19 protein-coding genes and 1 pseudogene are annotated in these 23,410 nt (G+C 67.1%); 13 read left to right on the forward strand and 7 right to left on the reverse strand.

The genetic code is table 11. The annotated features are described in order from the left end of the window. Nucleotides 1–162: 162 nt before the first annotated feature. The 5 genes from prpB (at nt 163) to ASC93_RS21820 (ending at nt 9,310) form a co-directional block, all read left to right on the forward strand. Nucleotides 163–1,053 (forward strand): methylisocitrate lyase, encoded by an 891-nt coding sequence (prpB, locus tag ASC93_RS21800; protein WP_056447399.1) that lies wholly within the window; start codon nt 163–165, stop codon nt 1,051–1,053. A gap of 9 nt (nt 1,054–1,062) precedes the next feature. Next, nucleotides 1,063–2,223 carry a 2-methylcitrate synthase gene (gene prpC, locus ASC93_RS21805; protein ID WP_056447401.1) on the forward strand — a complete coding sequence of 387 codons (1,161 nt, stop codon included), beginning with the start codon at nt 1,063–1,065 and terminating at the stop codon, nt 2,221–2,223. A gap of 169 nt (nt 2,224–2,392) precedes the next feature. Further along, nucleotides 2,393–4,993: a Fe/S-dependent 2-methylisocitrate dehydratase AcnD gene (gene acnD, locus ASC93_RS21810; RefSeq protein WP_056447404.1), complete on the forward strand. Its 2,601-nt coding sequence runs from the start codon at nt 2,393–2,395 to the stop codon at nt 4,991–4,993. A 111-nt stretch (nt 4,994–5,104) separates the two neighbouring features. Further along, on the forward strand, nt 5,105–6,307 hold the full coding sequence (prpF, locus tag ASC93_RS21815) for a 2-methylaconitate cis-trans isomerase PrpF (protein ID WP_056447406.1): 1,203 nt from the start codon (nt 5,105–5,107) through the stop codon (nt 6,305–6,307). Between the two features lie 126 nt (nt 6,308–6,433). Continuing rightward, nucleotides 6,434–9,310, forward strand: a complete 2,877-nt coding sequence (locus ASC93_RS21820) for an EAL domain-containing protein (RefSeq protein ID WP_082548248.1) — start codon at nt 6,434–6,436, stop codon at nt 9,308–9,310. Here the strand turns inward: ASC93_RS21820 and xth are convergent. Further along, a complete protein-coding gene (gene xth, locus ASC93_RS21825) occupies nt 9,307–10,071 on the reverse strand; it encodes an exodeoxyribonuclease III (RefSeq protein ID WP_056447410.1) in 765 nt (254 codons plus the stop codon). The two genes, ASC93_RS21820 and xth, sit on opposite strands and share 4 nt — an antisense overlap. Beyond that, the gene (locus ASC93_RS31060; protein WP_157202068.1) at nt 10,068–10,298 is read right to left on the reverse strand and encodes a hypothetical protein; all 231 of its coding nucleotides are present in this window, start codon (nt 10,296–10,298) and stop codon (nt 10,068–10,070) included. Before ASC93_RS31060 ends, xth begins: the two co-directional genes overlap by 4 nt. Nucleotides 10,299–10,608: 310 nt before the next feature. On the opposite strand from ASC93_RS31060, the gene ASC93_RS21830 reads away from it, so the two are divergent. From ASC93_RS21830 to ASC93_RS21840, 3 genes are all read left to right on the forward strand, one after another. Next, nucleotides 10,609–10,959, forward strand: coding sequence for a hypothetical protein (locus ASC93_RS21830; protein WP_056447411.1), 351 nt, complete (start codon nt 10,609–10,611; stop codon nt 10,957–10,959). Then, entirely contained in the window at nt 10,959–11,153 is a 195-nt protein-coding gene (locus ASC93_RS21835; protein ID WP_056447412.1) for a DUF1653 domain-containing protein, read from the forward strand. The genes ASC93_RS21830 and ASC93_RS21835 overlap by 1 nt, the downstream gene beginning before the upstream one ends. Before the next feature lie 91 nt (nt 11,154–11,244). Beyond that, nucleotides 11,245–11,715 carry a hypothetical protein gene (locus ASC93_RS21840; RefSeq protein ID WP_056447414.1) on the forward strand — a complete coding sequence of 157 codons (471 nt, stop codon included), beginning with the start codon at nt 11,245–11,247 and terminating at the stop codon, nt 11,713–11,715. 57 nt (nt 11,716–11,772) lie between these two features. Here ASC93_RS21840 and ASC93_RS21845 read toward each other — a convergent pair whose 3' ends face one another. Next, a complete protein-coding gene (locus ASC93_RS21845; protein WP_056447416.1) occupies nt 11,773–13,269 on the reverse strand; it encodes a leucyl aminopeptidase in 1,497 nt (498 codons plus the stop codon). A gap of 113 nt (nt 13,270–13,382) precedes the next feature. Here ASC93_RS21845 and lptF point away from each other — a divergent pair, with 113 nt between their 5' ends. From lptF to ASC93_RS21870, 5 genes are all read left to right on the forward strand, one after another. After that, a complete protein-coding gene (lptF, locus tag ASC93_RS21850) occupies nt 13,383–14,537 on the forward strand; it encodes an LPS export ABC transporter permease LptF (protein WP_056447419.1) in 1,155 nt (384 codons plus the stop codon). Beyond that, the gene (lptG, locus tag ASC93_RS21855; RefSeq protein ID WP_056447420.1) at nt 14,534–15,718 is read left to right on the forward strand and encodes an LPS export ABC transporter permease LptG; all 1,185 of its coding nucleotides are present in this window, start codon (nt 14,534–14,536) and stop codon (nt 15,716–15,718) included. The genes lptF and lptG overlap by 4 nt, the downstream gene beginning before the upstream one ends. Further along, the gene (locus ASC93_RS21860; protein WP_056447422.1) at nt 15,718–16,095 is read left to right on the forward strand and encodes a sirohydrochlorin chelatase; all 378 of its coding nucleotides are present in this window, start codon (nt 15,718–15,720) and stop codon (nt 16,093–16,095) included. Before lptG ends, ASC93_RS21860 begins: the two co-directional genes overlap by 1 nt. Nucleotides 16,096–16,270: 175 nt before the next feature. Beyond that, on the forward strand, nt 16,271–18,958 hold the full coding sequence (locus tag ASC93_RS21865) for a DUF4214 domain-containing protein (protein ID WP_056447424.1): 2,688 nt from the start codon (nt 16,271–16,273) through the stop codon (nt 18,956–18,958). Between the two features lie 86 nt (nt 18,959–19,044). Continuing rightward, the gene (locus ASC93_RS21870) at nt 19,045–19,464 is read left to right on the forward strand and encodes a hypothetical protein (RefSeq protein ID WP_056447427.1); all 420 of its coding nucleotides are present in this window, start codon (nt 19,045–19,047) and stop codon (nt 19,462–19,464) included. Nucleotides 19,465–19,564: 100 nt separating this feature from the next. On the opposite strand, the gene cobA is transcribed toward ASC93_RS21870, so the two are convergent. The 4 genes and pseudogenes from cobA to ASC93_RS21890 form a co-directional block, all read right to left on the reverse strand. Further along, nucleotides 19,565–20,284 carry a uroporphyrinogen-III C-methyltransferase gene (gene cobA / locus ASC93_RS21875; RefSeq protein ID WP_056447429.1) on the reverse strand — a complete coding sequence of 240 codons (720 nt, stop codon included), beginning with the start codon at nt 20,282–20,284 and terminating at the stop codon, nt 19,565–19,567. Nucleotides 20,285–20,374: 90 nt separating this feature from the next. After that, nucleotides 20,375–21,709, reverse strand: coding sequence for a sulfate adenylyltransferase subunit 1 (locus ASC93_RS21880; RefSeq protein ID WP_056447431.1), 1,335 nt, complete (start codon nt 21,707–21,709; stop codon nt 20,375–20,377). Further along, nucleotides 21,709–22,647 carry a sulfate adenylyltransferase subunit CysD gene (gene cysD / locus ASC93_RS21885; RefSeq protein ID WP_056447433.1) on the reverse strand — a complete coding sequence of 313 codons (939 nt, stop codon included), beginning with the start codon at nt 22,645–22,647 and terminating at the stop codon, nt 21,709–21,711. Before cysD ends, ASC93_RS21880 begins: the two co-directional genes overlap by 1 nt. Before the next feature lie 36 nt (nt 22,648–22,683). After that, nucleotides 22,684–23,409: pseudogene (locus tag ASC93_RS21890) on the reverse strand (phosphoadenylyl-sulfate reductase); the annotation flags it as partial. Between the last annotated feature and the right edge of the window lies 1 nt (nt 23,410).

The raw sequence follows: 23,410 nt of genomic DNA on the forward strand, positions 1-23,410 counted from the left end.
TGTTTCATATTGAAACGACGTGCAACGAATGATAGGACGCCGCGCTTGCCGCGCGCGCCCAAGTCCTTGAAAATCCGGGCTGTCCACGTGCGGGAATGATTGGCACGGTCTTTGCAATGCATGTGTCATAACCAATAGACCCGCTACATGAAAGGTAAGGACATGACCCAACAATCCGCCGGCGCCAGATTCCGCCAGGCCGTCCAGGAAGAACATCCGCTGCAGGTCATCGGCGCCATCAACGCCAACCACGCGCTGCTGGCCAAGCGCGCCGGCTATCGCGCCATCTACCTGTCCGGCGGCGGCGTCGCGGCCGGGTCGCTCGGCCTGCCGGACCTCGGCATCTCGGGCCTTGAAGACGTGCTGATCGACGTGCGCCGCATCACCGACGTGTGCGACCTGCCGCTGCTCGTCGATATCGACACCGGCTTCGGTTCGTCGGCGTTCAACGTCGCGCGCACCGTGCGCTCGCTGATCAAGGCCGGCGCGGGCGCCTGCCACATCGAGGACCAGGTCGGCGCCAAGCGCTGCGGCCACCGTCCGGGCAAGGAGATCGTCAGCCAGGGCGAGATGGTCGACCGCGTCAAGGCCGCCGTCGACGCGCGCACGGACGACGACTTCGTCATCATGGCGCGCACGGATGCGCTGGCCGTCGAGGGCCTCGACAAGGCCGTCGAGCGCGCGGTCGCCTGCGTCGAGGCGGGCGCCGACATGATCTTCCCGGAAGCCATCACGAGCCTGGAGATGTACGCGCAATTCAAGAAGGCTGTGAAGGTGCCGATCCTCGCCAACATCACGGAATTCGGCGCGACGCCGCTGTTCACCGTGGACGAGCTGCGCGGCGCCGACGTCGACATCGTCCTGTATCCGCTGTCCGCGTTCCGCGCCATGAACAAGGCCGCGGAAAACGTCTACGCCGCGATCCGCCGCGACGGCACGCAGAAGAACGTCGTCGACACGATGCAGACCCGCGCCGAACTGTACGAGCGCATCGACTACCACAGCTATGAACAGAAGCTCGACGCGCTGTTCGCCCAGAACAAAGCAAAATAGGAGACCCAAATGACCGACGTGAAAACCGAGACGCCAACGTTCAAACCCAAGAAATCCGTCGCGCTGTCCGGCGTCGCCGCCGGCAATACCGCGCTGTGCTCCGTGGGCCGTTCCGGCAACGACCTGCACTACCGCGGCTACGACATCCTGGACGTCGCCGGCAACAGCGAGTTCGAGGAAATCGCCTACCTGCTCGTGCACGGCAAGCTGCCGAATGCGGCGGAACTGAAGGGCTACAAGGCCAAGCTGAAATCGCTGCGCGGCCTGCCGCATGCGGTGAAAGCCGCGCTGGAGGCGCTGCCGGCCGGCGCGCATCCGATGGACGTGATGCGCACGGGCGCGTCGGTGCTGGGCTGCGTGCTGCCGGAAAAGGACGACCACAACATCGCCGGCGCGCGCGACATCGCCGACCGCCTGATGGCGTCGTTCGGGTCGATGCTGCTGTACTGGTATCACTACAGCCATAACGGCAAACGCATCGAGGTGGAGACGGACGACGATTCGATCGGCGGCCACTTCCTGCACCTGCTGCATGGCGTCAAGCCTTCCGACGAGTGGGTCAAGGCGATGCACACGTCCCTGAACCTGTACGCCGAACACGAATTCAACGCGTCGACGTTCGCCGCGCGCGTCGTCGCCGGCACCGGCTCGGATATCTATTCGGCCATTACCGGCGCGATCGGCGCGCTGCGCGGTCCGAAGCACGGCGGCGCCAACGAAGTCGCGCTCGACATCCAGAAGCGCTACGAGAACGCGGACGAAGCGGAAGCCGACATCCGCAACCGCGTGGCGAACAAGGAAGTCGTCATCGGCTTCGGCCATCCGGTCTACACGATCTCCGACCCGCGCAACAAGGTGATCAAGGAAGTGGCGCGCACGCTGTCGCACAGCGCCGGCTCGATGAAGATGTTCGACATCGCCGAGCGCCTCGAGTCCGTGATGTGGGAAGTCAAGAAGATGTTCCCGAACCTCGACTGGTTCTCGGCCGTCTCGTACCACATGATGGGCGTGCCGACGGCGATGTTCACGCCGCTGTTCGTCATCTCGCGCACGTCGGGCTGGTCGGCCCACGTCATCGAGCAGCGCATCGACAACAAGATCATCCGCCCGAGCGCGAACTACGTCGGACCGGAAGACCTGCAGTTCGTGCCGCTGGCGGAGCGCAAGTAAAACCCGACACGCAAAACCGTCGCCCCCGCGCAGGCGGGGGCCCAATTACGATGCGGGTCGGCGCACTTGAATTGGGTCCCTGCCTTCGCAGGGACGACGTGCTGTTGGCGCGGCCGAGCGCAAGCAATGCCACGGTTCGCACACATACCGTCTAACGAGGTTCCTCATCATGAACAGCAACTACCGCAAACCCCTGCACGGCACCGATCTGCATTACTTCGATGCGCGCGCCGCCGTCGACGAGATCCAGCCCGGCGCCTGGGACACCCTCCCGTACACCTCGCGCGTACTGGCCGAAAACCTCGTGCGCCGCTGCGACCCGGTCGCGCTGGTGCCGTCGCTGAAGCAGATCATCGAGCGCCGCCGCGACCTCGATTTCCCGTGGTTCCCGGCGCGCGTCGTCTGCCACGACATCCTCGGCCAGACGGCCCTCGTCGACCTGGCCGGCCTGCGCGACGCCATCGCGCAGGAGGGCGGCAACCCGGCGCTGGTGAACCCGGTCGTGCCGACGCAGCTCGTCGTCGACCACTCGCTGGCCGTCGAGTGCGGCGGCTTCGATCCGGACGCCTTCACGAAAAACCGCGCCATCGAGGACCGCCGCAACGAAGACCGCTTCGACTTCATCGAATGGACCCGCAAGGCGTTCGAGAACGTCGACGTGATCCCGCCCGGGAACGGCATCCTCCACCAGATCAACCTGGAGCGCATGAGCCCCGTCGTGCAGGTGAAGGACGGCGTGGCGTTCCCCGACACCCTCGTCGGCACCGACTCGCACACGCCGATGGTCGATGCGCTGGGCGTGATCGCCGTCGGCGTCGGCGGCCTCGAAGCGGAAAGCGTGATGCTGGGCCGCGCGTCGTACATGCGGCTGCCGGACATCGTCGGCGTCGAACTGACCGGCAGGCCGGGCGAGGGCATCACCGCGACCGACATCGTGCTGGCGCTGACGGAATTCCTGCGCAAGTCGAAAGTGGTGTCCGCCTACCTCGAGTTCTACGGCGAAGGCGCCGCGAACCTCACGCTGGGCGACCGCGCGACGATCTCCAACATGGCGCCGGAATACGGCGCCACGGCCGCGATGTTCGCCATCGACGAGCAGACCATCAAATACCTCAGGCTGACGGGGCGCGACGACGACCTGGTAAAACTGGTCGAGCTGTATGCGAAGGAGACGGGCCTGTGGGCCGACACGCTGCGCAATGCAATGTACGAACGCGTGCTGCGCTTCGATCTGTCGACCGTCGTGCGCAACATCGCCGGTCCGTCGAACCCGCACAAGCGCGTGGCGACGTCGGAGCTGGCGCAGCACGGCATCACGGGGTCAATCGACCACGAACCGGGCAAGATGCCGGACGGCGCGGTGATCATCGCGGCGATCACGAGCTGCACGAACACGAACAACCCGCGCAATATGGTGGCCGCGGGCCTCCTCGCGCGCAACGCGAACGCGCGCGGGCTCGCGCGCAAGCCGTGGGTGAAGTCGTCCCTCGCGCCGGGCTCGAAAGCCGTGCCGCTGTACCTGGAAGAAGCGGGGCTGTTGCCGGAGCTGGAGAAGCTGGGCTTCGGCGTCGTCGCCTTCGCGTGCACGACGTGCAACGGCATGTCGGGCGCGCTGGACCCCGCGATCCAGCAGGAGATCGTGGAACGCGACCTGTACGCGACGGCGGTCCTGTCGGGCAACCGCAATTTCGACGGCCGCATCCACCCGTATGCGAAGCAGGCGTTCCTCGCGTCGCCGGCGCTCGTCGTCGCGTATGCGATCGCGGGCACGATCCGCTTCGACATCGAGAAGGACGTGCTGGGCGTCGACGCGGACGGCAATCCGGTGCGCCTGGCCGACCTCTGGCCGAGCGACGCGGAGATCGACGCCGTCGTCGAGCGCGCGGTGAAGCCGCAGCAGTTCCGCAAGGTCTACGACATCATGTTCGCGCGCCGCGAAGCGGGCGACGAGGCGGTGTCGCCGCTGTACGACTGGCGCCCGATGAGCACCTATATCCGCCGTCCGCCGTACTGGGAAGGTGCGCTCGCGGGCGAACGGTCGCTTGCCGGCATGCGGCCGCTCGCGGTCCTCGGTGACAACATCACCACCGACCACCTGTCGCCGTCGAACGCGATCATGATGAACAGCGCGGCCGGCGAATACCTCGCGAAGATGGGATTGCCGGAAGAAGACTTCAACTCGTACGCGACGCACCGCGGCGACCACCTGACGGCGCAGCGCGCCACGTTCGCGAACCCGACCCTCAAGAACGAGATGGTGCGCAACGCGGACGGCAGCGTGAAAGCCGGTTCGCTCGCACGGATCGAGCCGGAAGGCACCGTGACGCGCATGTGGGAAGCGATCGAGACCTACATGGAACGCAAGCAGCCGCTGATCGTGATCGCCGGCGCGGACTATGGCCAGGGCTCGTCGCGCGACTGGGCGGCCAAGGGCGTGCGGCTGGCCGGCGTGGAAGCCATCGCCGCCGAGGGCTTCGAGCGCATCCACCGCACGAACCTCGTCGGCATGGGCGTGCTGCCGCTGGAATTCGAGCCGGGCACCACGCGGCTCACGCTGGGCATTGACGGGACGGAGACGTTCGACGTCGTCGGCGAGCGCACGCCGCGCGCGACCTTGACGCTCGTGATCCACCGGCGCGATGGCGAGACCGTCGAGGTGCCGGTGATCTGCAGGCTCGATACGGCCGAGGAAGTGTCGATCTACGAGGCGGGCGGGGTGCTGCAGCGGTTTGCGCAGGACTTCCTCGCGTCTTCCAAAGTGGCGGCATAAAAACACCGTCGCCCCCGTGCAGGCGGGGGCCCAAGTTTGCACGTGCCTCGACGGCGCATGCAAAACTTGGGTTCCCGCCGCCGCGGGAACGACGGGGAAACGGAAACTCTTATGACTCACGTACCCCAAATCAAAATCCCCGCCGTCTACATGCGCGGCGGCACGAGCAAAGGCGTGTTCTTCCGCCTGCAGGACCTGCCCGCAGCGGCGCAGGTCCCGGGCGCGGCGCGCGACAACCTGCTGTTGCGCGTGATCGGCAGCCCCGACCCCTACGGCAAGCAGATCGACGGCATGGGCGGCGCCACGTCCAGCACGAGCAAGACCGTCATCGTCGCTCCCGGTACGCGGCCCGGCCACGACGTCGACTACCTGTTCGGCCAGGTCGCGATCGACAAGCCGTTCGTCGACTGGAGCGGCAACTGCGGCAACCTGTCGGCCGCGGTCGGGTCGTACGCCATCGCCAACGGCTTCATCGATCCCGCGCGCATCCCGGACAACGGCATCGTCACCGTGCGGATCTGGCAGGCCAACATCGGCAGGACGATCGTCGCCCACGTGCCGATCACGAACGGCCAGGTCCAGGAGACGGGCGACTTCGAGCTGGATGGCGTCACGTTCCCGGCGGCCGAGGTCCAGCTGGAATTCATGGACCCCGCTGCCGAGGAGGGCGACGGCGGCAAGGGGGAGAAAAATTCGATGTTCCCGACCGGGCACCTGGTCGACGACCTCGAGGTGCCCGGCGTCGGGACACTGAAGGCCACGATGATCAACGCCGGCATCCCGACCATCTTCGTCAATGCGGCCGACATCGGCTACACGGGCACGGAACTGCAGGACGCCATCAACGGCGACCCGAAAGCGCTGGCGATGTTCGAGACGATCCGCGCGTACGGTGCCATGCGCATGGGCCTGATCGCGCACGTGGAAGAGGCCGCGCTGCGCCAGCACACGCCGAAAGTCGCCTTCGTCGCGCCGCCCGCCGGCTACACGGCGTCGAGCGGCAAGCGGGTCGAGGCGGGCGACGTCGACCTGCTCGTGCGCGCCCTGTCGATGGGCAAGCTGCACCACGCGATGATGGGCACGGCGGCCGTCGCCATCGGCACGGCGGCCGCGATTCCGGGCACGCTCGTCAGCCTCGCCGCGGGCGGGCGGGCGCACGAGGCGGTGCGCTTCGGCCATCCGTCCGGAACCTTGCGCGTGGGCGCCGAGGCACGCCAGGAGGGCGGTAACTGGGTCGTCACGAAGGCCGTCATGAGCCGTAGCAGCCGGGTGCTGATGGAAGGCTGGGTGCGCGTGCCGGGCGACGCGTTCTGAGACCGTTGCTGTGCCGCGTCAGTTGCTGAAATTCATCTTTATAAGCGATAAATTGCGTTGAATTTCGGCTATGATCCACTCAAATTCGACAAAGAGCCCTGTCAAAGGGCCTATTTAGGAAGAGGGATGGATCGGGGAACGAGCACACCGGCCTTGGTGGCCGAGGCATTGACATTGATCGCGGCGCCGGCCTGCGCCTGCGATGGTGAAGGCAGGATCTGGGCCGCGAACGCGGCGCTCGTCGAACTGGCCGGCGGCGCGGTCGACGGCCGTCCGCTGGTGTCGCTGTTCTGCGCGCACATGGCGGCGGCGCTGGCGGTCGAGATCCGCCTGTCGCTGGCCGGCGAGCGGCGCTGGGACGCGCTGATCGCGCAAGGTGCCCAGGGCCGGCCCGTCGAGGTGCGCGCCAAGCCGCTGCCGCCGGGCGCCGGGATCGCGGGCGCCGTCTTCGTGTTCGGCGACGTGCTCACGTTCGGCGACGGCCAGGCCGCGTTGCGCGGGCGCCTGCTGGAACAGGCCGCGGTGGTCGAGCATGCGCCGGTCGGCATCGCCGTCACCTTGCCCGACCTCGTCAAGTCCTGCAATCCGCGCATGGCCGAGATGCTGGGCTATGCGCCGGAAGAACTGGTCAACCACAGCCCGGCCCTGGTCTTCGCCACGCGCGCCCAGTACGAAGCGTTCATCGGCGAAGCCGTGACCGTGCTGACGAGCGGGAGCCTGTTCGAAAAGAACGACGTGCCGCTGCGCCACCGCGACGGCAGCACGATCTGGTGCCGCATCCGCGCCAAGGCCGTCGACATGAGCGCGCGCGAGGCGGGCACCGTGTGGATCGTGGAAGACGTCTCGGAAGCGCGCCAGGCGCTCACCGAGATCCAGGCGATCATGACCAACGCCACGATCGGCATCTTCTTCACGCGCGAGCGCACGATCACCCGCTACAACGGCTGCTTCGGCGCGATGTTCGGCTATGGGCCGGGCGAGGCGCTGGGCATGTCGACGCGCATGCTGTACGCGGACGACGCGGCGTTCGTCGAGACCGGACACCGGGCCTACGGCGTGCTGGGACTGGGCGGCTCGTTCAAGGCCGAGATGGCGATGGTGCACCGGGACGGCACGCCGATGTGGGTCAACCTGATCGGCTATGCCGTCAATCCGCGCGAGCTCGGCACCGGCACGATGATCTGGATGATCGAGGACCGCACCGGCCAGAAGGCCGCCGAGGAATCGCTGCGCAACGCGCTGCTGGAAAACCAGGCGATCCTCGACAACGCGGTGCTGGGCATCGCCGTCGTCGAGAACGGCCGCACCTTGCACTGCAACCGCAAGATGGAAGAGTTGTTCGGGCACCGCGGCGGCAGCATCGAGGGCCTGCCCGTGCGCGAGCTGTATCCCGACGCCGCGGGGTGGATGACCGCGCGCGAACAGACCCGGCGCGACTTCGAGGCGGGGCGCGTGCACATGGCCGAGTACGAACTGGTGCGGCGCGACGGCAAGCGCTTCTGGGCGCGCCTGTCGGGCCGGCCGTTCGACCTGGCCGAGCGGGGTGGGCGCAGCGTGTGGCTGATCGACGACGTCACCGCCCAGCGCGAGGCCGCCGATGCGCTGCGGCGCGCGCGCGACGAACTCGAAGTGCGCGTCGAGGAACGCACTGCGGAGCTGCAGGCCGAGATCGTGGAGCGGCGCCAGGCCGAGGCGCGCGTGCACCACATGGCTTACCACGACGCGCTCACGGGCCTGCCGAACCGCGCGCTGCTGTCCGAACGCCTCGACCGCGCGCTGCTGGCGGCGCGCCGCGACGAGCTCAAACTGGCGCTGATGTTCATCGACCTGGACCGCTTCAAGACGATCAACGATTCGCTCGGCCACCTGACCGGCGATTACCTGTTGAAGGAAGTGGCGCAGCGCCTGTGCCGCGTGGTGCGCGCCAGCGATACCGTCGCGCGCCTGGGCGGCGACGAATTCGTCGTGCTGGTGCCGGGCGTGCGCGCGGCCGAGGAATGCGGCCGCGTGGGCGACAAGATCATCGAGGCGCTGGCGGCGCCCGTCGAATTCGAAGGCCGCAGCCTGCACATCTCGCCGTCGATCGGCATCTGCCTGTACCCGGACGACGGCGCCGACGCGGCGAGCCTGATGCGCAAGGCCGACGCCGCGATGTACTACGCCAAGGCGGCGGGCCGCAACAACTACCAGTTCTACGCCGAGCCGATGAACGCGGCGGCCGCGCGCCATTTCGAGCTGGAGACGCGCCTGCGCGGCGCCCTGGCGCGCGAGGAGTTCGCGCTGTTCTACCAGCCGATCGTCGGCACGCAGGACGGCCGCGTGCATGGCCTGGAAGTGCTGCTGCGCTGGCGCCATCCGGAGCAGGGACTCGTGACGCCCGACGAGTTCATCCCGATCCTGGAAGAGAATGGCCTGATCGTGGCGGTCGGCGAGTGGGTGATCCGGCGCGCCTGCGAGCAGGCGATGGCCTGGCAGCGCGCGGGCCTGCCGGCATTGCCGCTGGCGGTGAACCTGTCGGCGCGCCAGTTCATGCACCGGGGCCTGATCCAGGCGATCCGCGACATCGTCGACGACACCGGCATCGATCCGGGCCTGCTGGAATTCGAGATCACGGAGACGGCGCTGATGCAGCACGGCGGCCAGACGCTGGAGACGCTGGGCCAGATCTACCGCATGGGCATCCGCCTGTCGATCGACGATTTCGGCACCGGCTATTCGAGCCTGGCGTACCTGAAGCGCTTCCCGGTCCGCAAGATCAAGATCGACCGCGCCTTCGTGCGCGACCTCGAGTCCAGCAGCGAGGACCAGGCCATCGTCGCCGCGATCATGGCGCTGGCGGGGAGCCTGCAGATGGCCGTCGTGGCCGAGGGCGTCGAGAACGATGCGCAGCTGGCGCTGCTGCGCCGCGCCGGCTGCGAGTATGCGCAGGGCTATCTGTTCGCGCGGCCGGTGGAGGCCGGCGCCGTCCCGGCGCTGCTGGCGGTCGAGAGCGCGGCGGATTAAACGATGGTCGCGATGACCGGCGTGTGATCCGACGGTTGCTCCCACTTGCGCGGATCGCGGTCGATGACGCACGCCTCGCAACGCCTGGCGAGCGCCTGCGACAGCAGGATGTGGTCGATGCGCAGCCCGCGGTTGCGGCGGAACGCCATCTGGCGGTAATCCCACCAGCTGTACTGCTTCTCGGGCTGTTCGAACAGCCGGAACGCGTCGACGAGTCCCAGGCCGCACAGCTCGCGCAGGGCCCCGCGCTCGAGGTCGGAGCAGTGGATCTGGCCGGCCCACAGTTCCGGATCGTGCACGTCGCGGTCTTCGGGCGCGATGTTGTAGTCGCCGAGGATCGCGAACTGTTCGTGGATCGCGAGTTCTTCGCCGACCCACGTGCGCAGCGCGTCGAACCAGCCCAGCTTGTAGGCGTATTTGTCCGAACCGACGGCCTGGCCGTTCGGCACGTAGGCGCAGATGAAGCGCACGCCCCCGATGGTCGCGGCGATCAGGCGCTGCTGCTCGTCCTGGTAATGCGGATTGTTGCGCACGACGTCGGCGATGGGGAGGCGCGACAGGATCGCCACGCCGTTATACGTCTTCTGGCCGCTGAACACGACTTCGTAGCCGGCCGCGTTGATCTCGGCGACGGGGAATTTGTCGTCGGTGAGCTTCGTCTCCTGGAGGCAGAGCACGTCGACGGGGTTGGCGGTCAACCACTGGAGCAGGTGCGGCAGGCGCACTTTCAGGGAGTTGACGTTCCAGGTGGCGATTTTCATTGTTTTTTCTCTGCGGTGAAAATGGGAGTAAATTGCGGCTTGGCAAGTAGAGATTGTACCGGACGCGGACCCATCATCCGCCGTGCCCGCCGGCGCTGACCCACACGGACAATATCGAGCCTGCATAAATGGCTGTTCTTTTGCCGTCCGTTACCGTTGTTGTTACCCATCATGACTCGCAAAGCCGCGACACGATTGTCGTTATTTGTGCGGATTGCAACAAACATGTCGTAAAATTATTGTCCACAGAGTAAAAATTCGTAACGAGGCTGGAAAGTTGCGCCGAACTGTGACAAGATGTAACAATCACAGCAAGAGAAGCGGCATTTACGTATCGTCTCCTTCTCAAAAGAAAAAAATTGCAGTAGGCCAACTTACGTTGTACTATTGGCATATTGCTCTGGGACCAAGTATTCGAAAGCAATCCGTTGCTTTGATATATGGTTGCCTTGGTCGGTCGAGCGACCGCCTCAGGTAGGTGTGTAACGATCGCGGATCCGAGAGCAGGATTTGCACACAGCTTTGTAAAGGACAACAATGCGCCAAGCATTTGAAGCATGGGCCCAACGCGATGGCCACATTGTCCGGCGTCGTGAAGACAAGCCGGAAGAGTACCTCGTGTACGAAACCCAACGCCGCTGGCTGATCTGGCAGGCCGCGCTGGCACACGGGCAGAAGGCTGCGGCCGAGGCGCCGCAGAAATTCGCGCCGTCCGAGAACCCGCCGCAGAAGATGCAGGCCGACGAGGCGAGCGTACGCAATCGCGTGCTCAACGAGGTGCTGGACGCTTTCAGCGAGCTCGACGACAACGCCGGTGTCGAAGGCATCGTCAAGGTCATCCAGAACCTCAAGAAGAAGAGTCGCGCCGCGGTCGAAGAAAAGGCCTGATGCGTTTCCGCCACTACAAGGGCGGGGTGTACGAGGTGGTCTGCGAGGCCACCCTCGAGGCCGACCACACGGCCGTGGTCGTGTATCGCGGGCAGGACGGCAAGACCTGGGTCCGCCCGCGCGACGCTTTCTATGGATCGGTCGACGTGGACGGCGCGCGTGTGCCGCGCTTCACGCCGGTCGCCGCCGCCTGACCATGCCATCCCGGCGATCCCGGGATGCGCTTCGCCTCATGTCTTCCCGATTGCCGCCGTAAACGGACAGGTATGCATTCCCGGTGAAGACATGTTCCATCTTTATTTCCGTATCGCCTGCGCGCTGGCGCTGTCCGCCGTCCTGGGCGGCTGTGTGACGGCTCCGGCCGAGACATCGGCGCAGCAGCTGGAAGTCCACGCCATCCTCGACCACCGCGAGGTGACGGGCGTCGGCTGCGTGCTGTCGAACGCGGCCGGGCGCTGGTTCGTCGTGGCGCCGGGCCGGGTCACGGTCGAGCGCAGCCGCAGTCCGCTGACGATCGATTGCGCGCGCGACGGCGCGGGCAGTGCGCTCGAGGTGACGCAGGCGCGCAACACCTCGCTGTTCGACACCGGCCGGCTGATCGGCAGCATCATCGTGCGCGTCGGCGGCACCCATGCGGACCCGTACGACGGCTCGGGCGTCGCGTACGAATCGACCCTGACCGTGCTCATGCATCCGGCGGCGACCCGGTCCGGCGCGCCGGATGCGCCCTCGGACACCGGCAACGTCGTCTTCTGACCACGCAATGAACAACGGACGCCGCGGCGTCCGTCGTGACGTCGTCTACGGCGCCGCTTACACGCGGTTCAGCAGGAACGTGGCCAGCAGGGGCACTGGGCGGCCGGTCGCACCCTTGGCCGCACCCGATTTCCACGCCGTGCCGGCGATGTCCAGGTGCGCCCACGTGTAGTTGCGCGTGAAGTTCTCCAGGAAGCACGCGGCCGTGATCGACGCGCCGCCCGGCGTGCCGATGTTGGCCAGGTCGGCGAAGTTCGACTTGAGCTGCTCGCTGTAGTTCTCGCCGATGGGGAAGCGCCAGGCGGCGTCGCTCGCCTGCGTGCCGGCGTCCAGCAGTTCCTGGGCGAGGGCGTCGTGGGCGTCGTCGTGGCGGGTGAACAGGCCCGACGTGTGGTGGCCCAGGGCGACGATGCAGGCGCCCGTCAGCGTGGCGATGTCGACGACGGCGGCCGGCTTGAAGCGCTCGGCGTAGGTCAGGGCGTCGGCCAGGATCAGGCGGCCCTCGGCGTCCGTATTCAGGACCTCGATGGTGGTGCCGTTCATCGCCGTGACGATGTCGCCCGGCTTGGTGGCGCGGCCCGACGGCATGTTCTCGCAGGCGGCGACGATGCCGACCACGTTCAGCTTGAGGCCCATCTCGCCGATCGCGCGGAAGGTGCCCAGCACCGAGCCGGCGCCGCACATGTCGTACTTCATCTCGTCCATGTTCGGACCAGGCTTGAGCGAGATGCCGCCCGTGTCGAACGTGATGCCCTTGCCGACGAGGACGACCGGCGCATCGTTCTTCTTGCCGCCGTTGTGCTTGAGGACGATGAATTTCGGCGGCTCGTCGCTGCCGCGGGTCACGGACAGGAAGCTGCCCATCTTGAGGGCTTCGAGCTGCTTGCGGTCCAGGACTTCGACGTCGAAGCCGTAGTCGCCGGCCAGCTTCTTCGCCGTGTTCGCGAGGTAGGTCGGGGTGCAGACGTTCGGCGACAGGTTGCCCAGTTCTTTCGTGAGGTTCATGCCGCCCGCGATGGCCTGGGCCTGCGCCAGCGCGGCCTTCAGCGCGGGCGTCGCCTGCGGGACGGCGACGGCCACCTTGCGCACGCCCGTGGGGGCAGGGTCCTTCTTGCTCTTTTGCGCGTCGCTGCGGAATTCGAGGTCGCTGGCGGCGACGACGATGCTGCGCAGGGCCCAGTTCAGGTCGCGCGCTTTCACATTATCGAGCGGGAATGCGATAATGGCATCCTGCGCGCCCAGCGAAGCGAAGGTTTTCAGGGCAGCGGACACGGCACCGGCAAAGCTTTTCTCGCTGACGGCTTCGTCGGCACCCATGCCGACCAGCAGCACGCGGGCAGCGCTCACGCCGGGAACGCCGCGCAGCAGCAGGGTGGAGCCGGGCTTGCCGGAGATGTCACCCGACTTGACGGCAGCGCTGACGGCGCCGTTCAGATCGAGGGCTTTGGCCGCCTCCGACAATTTCTTGTTTTCGAACACCGCGACTGCCACACAGCCCGATTTGGCTGCGGTCAGCGTGTTTTTTGTGTCGAATGCTTTTATGCTAAAGTCCATTTGATTCTCCGTTTCGAGTTTTTGACGCGCGTGCTGTCCAAGGAACCCTCGTGATGGCGCCCGCTCGTGACGGTTCCCCGGGGTTCCTTCAAACCAGCAATTATAACTATCGAATGATTTTCCAACGCGCCCTACAGCGTGAATTGGCCAGTGTGGCCGGTGCCACCTTCACGGTCCTGTTTACGATCTTCGTCACCTGGACCCTGATCTCCATCCTCGGCAAGGCCGCGGGCGGCAAGGTCGCCTCGAGCGACGTGCTGGCGCTGATCGGCTTTTCGGTGCTGAATTATCTGCCAACTATCCTCATTCTTACCAGCTTTATCGCGGTCATCGTCACCATCACGCGCAGCTACCGCGACTCCGAGATGGTCGTGTGGTTCGCGTCCGGCCGGTCGCTGATGCGCTGGGTGGGGCCGGTGCTCGTCTTCGGCCTGCCGCTCGTGGCGCTGGTGGCCGTGCTGTCCTTCGTCGCGACGCCGTGGGCCAAGATGAAGAGCGCGGAGTTCGTCGAGCGCTTCGAGAAGCGCGAAGACCTCAAGCGCGTGTCGCCCGGCCAGTTCCGCGAGTCGACGTCGACCAACCGCGTGTTCTTCGTCGAAGGCAGCACGCGCGGATCGACCGTCGTGCAGAACGTGTTCGTGAATTCCGTCGACGAGAGCGGCAGCTCGATCGTCGTCGCCAAGGAGGGCGTGATCGAGCCGGACGGCAAGGGCGGCCAGTACCTCGTGCTCAAGAACGGCCGGCGCTACCTGGGCCATCCGGGGCGGGCCGATTTCCAGTCGATGGAATTCGAGCGCTACCGCATGCGCGTGAGCAGCCAGGTGCCCATGATGGGCACCGACACGCCGGCCGACGCGCTGTCCACGCCCGCGCTGCTGGCGCTGCCGGACAACCGCTTCACGAACGCCGAACTGCTGTACCGCATCTCGGCGCCGATCACGTGCGTCGTGCTGATGCTGCTGGCGATTCCGCTCGGCTTCGTCAATCCGCGCGCCGGCAGCTCCGCGAACCTGATCCTCGCGCTGCTGATCTTTTTCACGTACAGCAACCTGTCGAAACTGTTCGAGGCCAGCGTCAAGCAGGGCAAGATGGGCTTCGGCATGGCGTGGTGGCCGCTGCACGTGTTCGCGATCCTCGTCGTGGCCGGGCTGTTCGCCTGGCGCCTGAACGTCAACCACCGCTGGCACCCGCTCGCGCTGCTGGGCGCCTTCAAGCGCCGCCGCCTGCTGCGCGACGCGCGCAGCGCGGCGCGGGAAGGCGCGCAATGAAGATCCTGCAGCGCTACTTCTTCGTCAACATCGCGCAGGCCGTCGCCTTCGTGCTCGTGGCCTTCCTCGGCCTCATCGCGTTCATGGACCTGACCCAGGAACTGCCGGCGGTGGGCAAGGGCGGCTACATGATCCAGCACGCGGTGCTGTACGTACTGCTGCTCGTTCCCGGCCACGTGTACGAAGTGATGCCCGTGGCCGCGCTGATCGGCACCATCTACACGATGGCGCAGTTCGCGCAGAGTTCGGAATTCACGATCATGCGCGCGTCGTCGATGTCGACGCAGCAGGCCGGCATCATCCTGGCCAAGATCGGCGTGCTGTTCGTCGCGCTCACGTTCATCTTCGGTGAACTGATCACGCCGCGCACGGCGCCGATCGCGGAACGCGTGCGCCTGTCCGCGAAGGGCGCGACGGTGTCGGCCGAATTCCGCTCCGGCATGTGGACCAAGGACACGATCCACGCGGACGGCGTGAAAGGCCCCGTGACGGGCTCGCGCTTCTTCAACGCGCGCCAGATCCGCCCGGACGGCCAGCTGGTCGACGTGCGCCTGTACGAGTTCGACACCGCCATGCGCATGCGGTCGCTGATCACGGCCGCCAGTGCCACGTTCAGCGGCAACAGCACGTGGCGCCTGAACGACGTCACGGAGACGCTGTTCGCGAACAGCCGCGAGCTGCCGGCGCCGGACACGCCCGTCGCGGCCGGCCTGACCATCCAGAGCCGGTTCGGCCAGGACACGGCGTCCGTCTCCACGCGCAAGGTCGCCAGCCTCGACCTCGTGTCGGAGATCACGCCCAAGATCCTGTCCGTGTCGCGTTCCGATCCGGCGCAGATGTCGGCCAACGAGCTGGCCGTGTACACGCGCCACCTGGCCGAGAACCGCCAGGAGACGGAGCGCTTCAAGATCGCGTTCTGGAAAAAGCTGTTCGACCCGCTCTCGATCTTCGTGCTGATGGCGCTCGCGCTGCCGTTCGGCTACCTGCACACCCGCAGCGGCGGCGTGAGCCTCAAGATCTTCATCGGCATCATGATCGGCGTGAGCTTCCTGTTGATTAACTCGTTGTTTTCGCACGTGGGCATGTTGTCGACCTGGCCGGCCTTCGTGACGGCGGCCGCGCCCAGCCTGCTGTTCCTGCTGCTGGCGATCGGCGCCCTGCGCTGGGTGGAGAGACATTGATGGAAAAAGCACTCGTATTGTTCGCCCACGGCGCCCGTGCCGCCGCGTGGGCCGCGCCGTTCCAGCGCCTGCGCGACCTGACCGCCGCGCGCCGTCCCGACTGCGCCGTGTCGCTGGCCTTCCTCGAGCTGATGACGCCGACCTTGCCCGACGAGGTGGGCGCCCTCGTGGCGCTGGGCGCGCGCGACGTCACCATCGTCCCGATCTTCCTGGGGCAGGGCGGCCATCTGCTGCGCGACCTGCCGCTGCTGCTGGAGCAGCTGCGCGCCAGCCATCCGCAGGCGACGTTCCGCACGGTGCCGGCCGTCGGCGAGGACCCGGGCGTACTGGCCGCCATGGCCGCCTATTGCGCGGGTGTGGCAGAAATACCAAGTTGACCTGGTCGTCATCTTTGTTGTCGCGGATGCATCCCTTCGTATCAATATGATTGATCCGGTGCTAAGAATTCGTTGGTTTTTGGCGGTGGCTACGCTCGAAAAGTAATTCCTCATTGCATTTTAATTTTCTGTGAGGAATCATATGCGTTCAGGGTTGCCACCCAATTCCGACGCCATGACCACTCCCACGACTTCCCTCTACGTCCGCCCGGGCTGGGCCAGCTCGGCCTGGAGCTATACCGGCGTCACCGCCGTCGCCTTCGACACCTCGACCGCGCTGGGCCAGACGTTTTCGCGCGGCGCCATGCAGTACAGCCAGGACGGCGGCCGGACCTGGATCGCCTACACGATGCCGCTCGACGCCCAGGGCGCCTACGTGGCGACGGCGGGCACCTCGTGGCGCTTCCAGGACAACCTGGGCAGCGACGCGGCGTCGCCGCAAATGTTCAACGTCCACTACAAGCTGGCGGACGGCAGCGTCGTCACGGCGGTGGACACCGTGTTCCCGGACAGCCAGCCCGTGGGCGCCGTCGGCAGCAACGACATCGTGTTCACGACGGCGCACGCGGGCGACGTCGTCGACGTCCTCCAGCCGATCGACACCGGCGACCAGACGGGCGGCCGCTGGGTCATCGACGGCCAGTCGCAGCCGGGGCTGTTCGCCATCGACTACAACCCGGCCGTGGACACGAGCGCGCGGCTGGTCGTGGCCGACGCGAGCCTGCTGCCGGCCGACGGGCAGGCGGCCGCGGTGACCGTGCACTTCTACGACCGCTACCAGCTCGATACCAACGGCAATCCGGTCGCGAATTCCGGCGTCACGCAGACCCTGATCTATTCGGTGGAAAACGGCATGACGGGCGACCTGCCCGGTTTCGGTAACGAAGCGAAGGGCGGCGCCGCGCTGGACGCCTACGGTTCCGCCCCGGCGCTCGCGACGCTGGCGGGCGGCGGCTTCGTCGCCGTGTGGCACGGCCCGGATACGGCCGCCGGCGGCGCGGGCAGCGGGCTGTGGGCCCAGTTGCGCGACGCGGGCGGCAATGCGCTCGGCGCCGCGTTCGCGCTGACGCCGGACGGCGACGCCGGCGTGGAAGGCCAGCCGGCCGTGAGCGCGCTTGCCGACGGCCGCTTCGTCGTCGCCTACGCGCTGAACGACGGCGGCGCGAACAAGATCGCCTACCGCGTCGTCGACGCGAACGGCAGCGCCGGCGCCGAGCACGTGCTCGATGCGGGCGCCAGCGGCGACGCAGCGATGCCGACCGTCGCCACGCTCGCCGACGGGACGTTCGCCGTCGGCTGGCGCAGCGGCGCGGCCGTGCACGTGCAGCAGGCCGCGGCGGACGGCAGCATCATCGGCGCGCAGCAGGTCTACGGCGCGCTCGGTTCGGCCTACAGCCCGGCCGTGGCGAGTCTCAAGGACGGCGGCTACGTCGTCTCGTGGGGCGAGATCAACGACGGCAACGTCTACGCCGCATCGAGCCGGGCGCCGTCCGCCGTGGTCGTGGCGAGCGGCGACGGCTACGCGGCCAGCATCACGACGGCCGCGCCGCTGCCGCACGTGACGGCGCTGGCCGATGGCGGCTTCGTCGTCGCGTGGGACAGCTATGCCAACGACCAGCTGGGTTTCTCGAACAGCGACATCTTCTTCCAGCGCTTCGACGCAGCCGGCAACAAGGCCGGCGCCGTCACGCAGGCGAACGTCGACTCGGGCGGCGGCCATTACGACGCCGACGTCGCGGCGCTGTCGGACGGTACGTTCCTCATCGCCTGGCAGGGCGCCGACGGCGACGGCAACGGCATTTTCGGCCGCCGCTTCGGCGCGGACGGCACGGCCATCGATACGCAGGAATTCGCCATCAGCCAGCTGCGCAGCGGCGACCAGGCCAGCCCGGACGTGACGGCGCTGGCAGGTGGCGGCTTCGCCGGCGCCTGGGTGGACACGTCGGCATCCGGCGTGGCCATCGAGATGCGTACGCTGTCGGGCGCGGCCGACACGACCGGCGCCATGGCGACGGTCCAGGGCGGCGCGCAGACGGCGGGTGCGGGCGACGTCGCCGCGCCCGTGTCCCATCCCGCGGCCAGCACGCCCGCGGCCGGCAGCTCCGTCGCCAGCGCGTCCGGGACCGGCACGTCCGCGACCGGCACGTCCGGCACCGGCACGTCCGGGACCGGCACGTCCGCTACCGGCATGTCCGCTACCGGCACGTCCGCTACCACCACGCCGGTGGCCGGCGCGCCTGTGCCGGCGGCCGTCACGAGCCTCGCGTTCAGCGGCGCCACGCATGCGCTGGCCGCCGTGGCGGGCGAGAGCAAGGTGGCGGGACATGGCGGCCTCGATACGCTCGTGTACGCGAGCGCGCGTGCCGGCGCGACCATCGTCGACGATGGCGGCAGCGTCTCGGTGACGGATGGGGCGGGCAATCACGCGACGCTGTCGAACGTCGAGCGCCTCGCGTTCAGCGACGGCATGGTCGCGCTGGACGTGCACGGCACGGCGGGCGAGGCCTATCGTCTGTACCAGGCCGCGTTCGACCGCACGCCGGACAAGGCGGGCCTCGGCTACTGGATCGACGCGATGGACAAGGGCATGAGCCTGACACAGGCCGCGGCGGGTTTTGCCGGCAGCGCCGAATTCGCGAACCTCTACGGCGCGCACGCGAGCGATACGCAATTCGTGCAGGCGCTGTACCAGAACGTGCTGCACCGCGCCGGCGACAGTGCGGGTGCCGATTTCTGGATGCATGCGCTGGGATCGTCCGTGACGCGCGCCGACGTGCTGGCCAACTTCAGCGAGAGCGCCGAGAACCAGGCCCAGGTCATCGGCACCATCCAGAACGGCATCGATTACCTGCACTGGGGCTGATACGACTGAAGTTTGCTGCGCATCATGACCGCCGGCGGCCGGAGCATCGAGACTGCTCCGATGTCCGTTACGGCGTCGATCCGGCCATGCCCAGCAAGCTCGTCTCCCTGTTCATCCGTCTCCGCACGGCGCTGCATCCACTCAACCTGCTACCGGCACCGCGTGCCTGGGTGGAGCTGCGCTGCGCGCGCCGCCTCGACCGCCTGGCGCGCCGCCTGCAGTGCATGCACGCGCGCATCGCCGTCATGCAGGACCACCTGACCGGCAACGACGCGCCGGCCATTCCGCCATCCGATGCCGACGGCAGCCTGCGCCGCATGCTGGCGGGCCTGCGTGCGGAACTGGCGCGGATGCGTTGCGACCTCGCGCTCTGGCATGTGCGCGAATGCGGTGGAGAGAGCGGCGCGCGGCTCGCGGCGGCGCTGGCGCGCCTGAACCGGATCGCGGTGGACACGCATGCGGCCGCGCTCAGGCTCGAGGCCGAGCTGGAGGCGCGGGCGCGGTAGGTTGGGCATTTGAGGCCGGGGGCCTCAAATGAAACGTGCCCACCTTGCGTTACCGCGACACATACGTTTGGTGGGCGAGGCCGCCCACACTACCAAGGCTTCAGAGGGTCTGGTGCGGCCGGTGCGCCATCGCCTCGCCGATCATGACGAGCACGGGACCGTGTGCCACGTCGAGCCCATGCGCCAGGTCCGACAACGTGAGGCGGCGCACGCGCTGGTCGGCGCGGCTGCAGTTTTCCACGACGACGACGGGCAGGTCCGGACGGCGCCCTTCGGCCAGCAGGCGCTCGGCGGTGGCGGCGGCTTCGCGGCCGCCCATGTACTGGACCAGGGTGTCCGTTTCCGGCAGGGCGGGATGGTCCGGCTGGTCCGGCGCCGTGCTGGACGTGAAGAACGCGACGCTGCGGGCCACGCCGCGCTTCGTCAGCGGCTGCCGGGTCGCGGCGGCGGCGGCGACGGCCGTCGTGATGCCGGGGACCACTTCGACCTCGACGCCGGCTTCCTCCAGCACGCGCAGTTCCTCGTCGGCGCGGCCGAACAGCATCGGATCGCCGCCCTTCAGGCGCACGACGCGCCGGTAGCGCCGGGCGCAGTCGACGAGTTTGTCGTTGATGACGGTTTGCGCCGTCGACCGCTGGCCGGAGCGCTTGCCGACGGCGACCAGCTCCGCCTGCGGGCACAGGGCCAGCATCTCCGGGGTGACGAGGGCGTCGTACAGCACGACCTCGGCCTCCCCGAGCAGGCGCGCGCCGCGCACGGTGATGAGATCAGCGGCGCCGGGACCGGCTCCAATCAGATAAACCTTCCCCAGCACTGCCATGCCATCCCTTGTCGACAAAGTTTAAGACTTTTACGGCGCATCAGGGCCTCGAGAAACCGTAGCGCAGCAGGTTGATCGAGGCCCCACCGTTTAAATGCGGATCATACCCGCGGCGACCGTCTGATGGGTGACTTCATCGATCAGGATGAAGGCGCCCGTCGCGCGGATGGCGTCGTACGCGTCGGCGGCAAGCGGCTGCTGCACGGCCAGCTCGATCAGCGCGATGTCGTTCAGCTTCAGGCCTTCGGACGGGTTGTCCACTGCATGGCGCGTTTGCGTGTTGACGTCGAGGATCGATTCGATGGCCTTCACCCTGGCCATCGTCTGGCGGGTGCCGTGCTTGATCCAGTACTTGCGGCGCACGTCCAGGGGTTCGTCGGCCATCCAGCACACCTCGGCCTTCACCTGCTTGAGCAGCGTGGCCGGTTGCTCGGCCGGGGCCAGCACGTCGCCGCGCGAGATGTCCACGTGTTCGTTGAGGGTCAGCGTGATCGACTGGCCGGCGACGGCCTGCTGCAGCGGACCGTCGAACGTGAGGATTTCCTTGACGGTCGCGGCCTGGCCGGACGGTTGCACGAGGAGCTTGTCGCCCACCGCCACCTTGCCCGATTCGACGCGTCCCATATAGCCGCGGAAGTCGTTGGCTTCGTGGCCGTTGTGGCGCGCCACCAGCTGCACCGGGAAGCGGAACGGCGCGGCGTGGGTCTCGTCGTACACGGACAGGCCTTCCAGCAGTTCGATCAGGGTCGGGCCTTCGTACCACGGCATGTTGTCGCCCTGCTCGACGACGTTGTCGCCGGCCAGTGCCGACAGCGGGATCGCGGTGATGTCCTTCAGGCCCAGCGTGTCCGCGAACTTGCGGTACTCGGCGACGATGCGGTCGTACACGGTGCGGTCGTAGTTCACGAGGTCCATCTTGTTGACGGCGACGATCACGTGCTCGATCTGCAGCAGCTTGGCGAGGGTCGAGTGGCGCTTGGTCTGCACCAGCAGTTCGACGGAACCGTCGTCACCGAGCTTCACCTTCGACACGTCGACGAGGATGATGACGGCATCAGCGGTCGACGCGCCCGTCACCATGTTGCGGGTGTACTGCTCGTGCCCCGGCGTGTCGGCGATGATGAACTTGCGCTTCGGCGTGGCGAAGTAGCGGTACGCGACGTCGATCGTGATGCCTTGCTCGCGCTCGGCTTCCAGGCCGTCCGTCAGCAGCGACAGGTCGATCGTGTCGCCCACGGTGCGCTTGTGCTTGGAGCGCGACACGGCGGCCAGCTGGTCGGCGAAGATGCCCTTGCTGTCGAACAGCAGGCGGCCGATCAGCGTGCTCTTGCCGTCGTCGACGGAGCCGGCGGTGATGAAGCGCAGCAGGCCGGCCTGGCCGCTCTGGTCTTTGTTGTGGTCCAATTTTTCAGTCATCGCGTTCATCAGAAATATCCTTGTTTCTTGCGCTTTTCCATCGAGGCTTCCGAGGTCTGGTCGTCCATGCGGGTCGCGCCGCGTTCGGTGATCTGCGTGATCGCCGTCTCGGCGATGATGGCGTCGACCGTCGAAGCGTCGGACGCGACCGGGCACGTGCACGAGATGTCGCCGACGGTACGGAAGCGCACGGTGCGGGTTTCGATTTCCTCGCCGTCGCGGGCCGGGGTCAGCGGCGTCAGCGGCACCAGCAGGCCGTTGCGCGGGATCACCTGGCGCTCGTGCGCGAAATAGATCGGCGGCAGGGCCAGCTGTTCGCGGGCGATGTATTGCCAGACGTCGAGCTCGGTCCAGTTCGAGATCGGGAACACGCGCATGTTCTCGCCCGGGTGCACGCGGGTGTTATACAGGTCCCACAGTTCCGGACGCTGGGCTTTCGGGTCCCACTGGCCGAATTCGTCGCGGAACGAGAAGATGCGCTCTTTCGCGCGCGCCTTTTCTTCGTCGCGGCGGGCGCCGCCGATGCAGGCGTCGAAGCCGTATTCGGCGATGGTTTCCAGCAGGGTGACGGCCTGGGCCGCGTTGCGCGAATCCGTTTGCGGGTTGCGCAGGCGGACCGTGCCTTTCTTGATCGAGTCCTCGACGGAGCCGACGATCAGGCGTTCGCCCAGCTCGGCCACGCGCGCGTCGCGGAAGGCGATCACTTCGTCGAAGTTGTGGCCTGTGTCGATGTGGACCAGCGGGAACGGGAATTTACCCGGACGGAAAGCCTTTTCGGCCAGGCGCAGCAGCACCACGGAGTCCTTGCCGCCCGAGAACAGCAGCGCGGGATTCGAGCATTCCGCAGCGACTTCGCGCAGGATGTGGATGGCTTCGGATTCGAGGGCGTCGAGGTGGCGCGCATTCACATCACTGAGTGCGAGCGGCGTATCGGAAAAAGTCGTCATGTTTTACTGTGCCTGTCGATGTCTTGTTGGGCCCGCTCACGCGGCCACGGATTTGATTCGGATGAGCTTGCCGTCCACGAGGTGCAGGCCGCATTCCTTGGAGTCGGCGTTTTCCCACCACCAGCGGCCGGCGCGCACGTCCTCGCCCGGCTGGATCGCGCGAGTGCAGGGTTCGCAGCCGATCGACGGATAGCCGCGGTCGTGCAGGTCGTTGTACGGCACGTTATTGCCGCGGATATATTCCCACACGTTCTCTTCGCTCCAGTCGGCCAGCGGATTGAACTTGGCCAGGCCATGCGCCGTGTCGTCTTCCTGCACGGGCAGGTCGGTACGGGTCGTCGACTGCGCGCGGCGCTGGCCCGTGATCCACGCCTTGTTGCCGGCGAGGGCGCGGCCCAGCGGCTCGACCTTGCGCACGTAGCAGCAGCCCTTGCGCATCTCGACGCTGTCGTAGAACGCGTTCAGGCCGTTCTTGCTCACGTACTCGTCGACCAGTTCCTGTTTCGGGCGCATCACCTGGATGTCGTAGCCGTAATGGGCCTTGACCTTGTCGATCATGGCCACGGTTTCCTTGTGCAGACGGCCGGTCTCCAGCGAGAAGATGGTGATCGGCAGGCCGGCCTTCAAGATCAGGTCGGTCAGGACCATGTCCTCGGCCGCCAGGCTGGAAGCGAACACGGCGGGAGAAAATTCGCGCGCAATGCGCTCCAGGATGCCACGGGTCTCGTTCACCCGCGCGTTCAGGTCGCTCATGGGTTTCCTT

The organism is Massilia sp. Root335 (genome assembly GCF_001425685.1).
In the GTDB taxonomy this organism is placed as follows: Bacteria; Pseudomonadota; Gammaproteobacteria; order Burkholderiales; family Burkholderiaceae_D; genus Telluria; species Telluria luteola.